This window comes from Methylomonas sp. BG-2, assembly GCF_057766305.1.
The window spans coordinates 1-1916 of record NZ_JBYMAP010000419.1; the positions used below are offsets into that span (position 1 = coordinate 1).

A 1916-nucleotide genomic window follows, 5' to 3' on the forward strand; every position below is an offset into this window, starting at 1 on the left:
CGATCATTCCCAGGACATAGGCGCCATCGGAAACAAGCGGCAAAGAAACCTTCGGCTCGCAGGAATCCCTAAGAAAGCTGACCACGCGTTTCGCGTTGGGTGGAAACGTATAGTTGCTGTACGGATCGTTAGCCAGCAATTCGTTCAGATAGACCGAGGGACGAACGATGGTGTAGAAACTACGGCCAAGCGATTCTTGGAGTGCAGCCTCGGCCTGATTCTCGATAGCTGAGTCGGATTTTATGGAAGCATCAAAAGCGACATTCCCGCTCGAAAGAATGGTCTTCACGTTCGTGAAGCCAGCGGCCTCGAAGGCGCGCTTCAGATCAGCGCTCTTGGCGGTTAGAGGACTGACACCGCGAAGGAAAGCGACGTAACGTGGCATGGCTCTATGCAACCTAATCGGGATAGGAAGAAACCTCGCGGCTCTTCCCTCCCACACCACCGGGCATGCGGCTCACGTACACGGCGGTTCGATGATTTTTACCGGCCGCTCCGCCAAGGCTCATCACTTCGGCAATGCCGAAGTTGCTTTGACCACCATGGATGGTGGGAATGCAGGTTTTGCAGGCGCAAAAACCTGTCCAACCAAGCAGTGCGTTTCTTAATTTTGCGACGATCTGTTCCAAATGGCGGCCTCGGGTAAGGCGGGTCAGTTCGCGAATACGGTCTTTGAGTGTTGGGTCGTGAAGCGATAACCACCCCTTCGCGACCCAAGAATTTCGAAAAGCTATTTTCTTATCTAAAGCAGACCGTCAACGCTTTGATCACCGGGCTTGTCCAACAACCGGTTCAGATTGTGGTTCGCGTTGCCCTCACAATCTAACCTTATTCGTTAGGCTTGCCGAATGTTTGGCTATTTCAATTAGGTAACGCAGTGCTTCGTTAACCGATTCCGCATTTGGAAATGCGGCCACCACATCGGGCTCTAACCGAACCGTATCGCAGAACTTCTTGCGTCTAGGCCCAAGCTTTCTGACTTGCAAACTTTGTAAATCATATTCAGGCCGTAACTCATCTTCTATTTCATTGTTGTTCATAAGCGTTACGCTCCGATGCGGTTGCTTCTCTTGCGCTAATCAAGCGAATGCTATTGTTACGCTCCTTATAGGAAACGCACAATAATCTTCTCTTCTCTGGGTTGATTCACCAAGCAGGATAAAACGGTGTTCTCCGTAAGAATGATCGGGGTCGTAAAAATCCACATACAATGGATCATCAAAGACCGTTTTAGCTTCCTCGAAGGAAACACCATGTTTGGCCAAATTCGTCGCTGCTTTGTTTTCATCCCACTCATAAATCATATTATCTAATTGTCGAACAATCCTCTGGCTTACAATTTCCAGAATTTACATAATCGCCTTGATGGCGGACCAAACAATCAGCTTAACCTCCATCGCCACTAAAAACACTAGAGCAATTCTGGCATGAAGGCTTCTCAGGATAGCCTTGGCGAATATCCGCTTGCAGCTTGCGCACCGCTTGGTGCGCGGAGCGGTTCGGGCGAAAGCCGAAACTATCCCGGTGAAACTGGGGTTCCCATTGTGGATTGAGCACTTGGGCGATAGCCTGTTGAATGAATCGGTCCAGCACGGTCGGTATCCCCAAGCCTCGGCAACTGCCATCGGGTTTGGGGATGTCCACGCGTCTCACCGGTTGCGGACGGTAACGGCCCGCTTCTAGGTGCTCGCGAATGGCCGGCCAATGCTGTTTTAGGTGCTGCAGCAATTCATCGACCGTCATGCCGTCGATGCCCGGCGCGCCCTTGTTCCGGCGGACTTGCTTCAGCGCGCGTTGCAGGTTGGCGCGGTCCAGCACCGCCTGCAAGCTCGCCTTGGGTTGGATGGAGTCCAACGAACTCTGCGCCCCAATCCAGTGTTCATCCTGCGGCTTAGCCGCAGCCCGCTCATGCAGGG

General features: G+C 52.3%; 5 protein-coding genes. All 5 read right to left on the bottom strand.

Annotated elements, in window-relative coordinates; translation table 11 throughout:
* A partial coding sequence (locus AC3B8H_RS20835; RefSeq protein WP_488443425.1) for a DUF1697 domain-containing protein occupies positions 1-385 on the bottom strand: 385 nt, incomplete at its 3' end.
* 13 nt (positions 386-398) lie between these two features.
* Positions 399-629, bottom strand: a complete 231-nt coding sequence (locus AC3B8H_RS20840) for a hypothetical protein (protein WP_488443426.1) — start codon at positions 627-629, stop codon at positions 399-401.
* A 186-nt stretch (positions 630-815) separates the two neighbouring features.
* Entirely contained in the window at positions 816-1040 is a 225-nt protein-coding gene (locus AC3B8H_RS20845) for a hypothetical protein (RefSeq protein WP_488443427.1), read from the bottom strand.
* Positions 1041-1079: 39 nt separating this feature from the next.
* A complete protein-coding gene (locus tag AC3B8H_RS20850; RefSeq protein ID WP_488443428.1) occupies positions 1080-1304 on the bottom strand; it encodes a BrnT family toxin in 225 nt (74 codons plus the stop codon).
* Between the two features lie 82 nt (positions 1305-1386).
* The coding region (locus AC3B8H_RS20855; protein WP_488443429.1) for a reverse transcriptase domain-containing protein at positions 1387-1916 on the bottom strand (530 nt) is incomplete at its 5' end.

What these genes read in the sequence shown, in the direction of transcription:
- AC3B8H_RS20845 (WP_488443427.1), bottom strand. Translation starts at nt 1,040, where the DNA reads ATGAACAACAATGAAATAGAAGATGAGTTACGGCCTGAATATGATTTA.
- AC3B8H_RS20850 (WP_488443428.1), bottom strand. Translation starts at nt 1,304, where the DNA reads ATGATTTATGAGTGGGATGAAAACAAAGCAGCGACGAATTTGGCCAAA.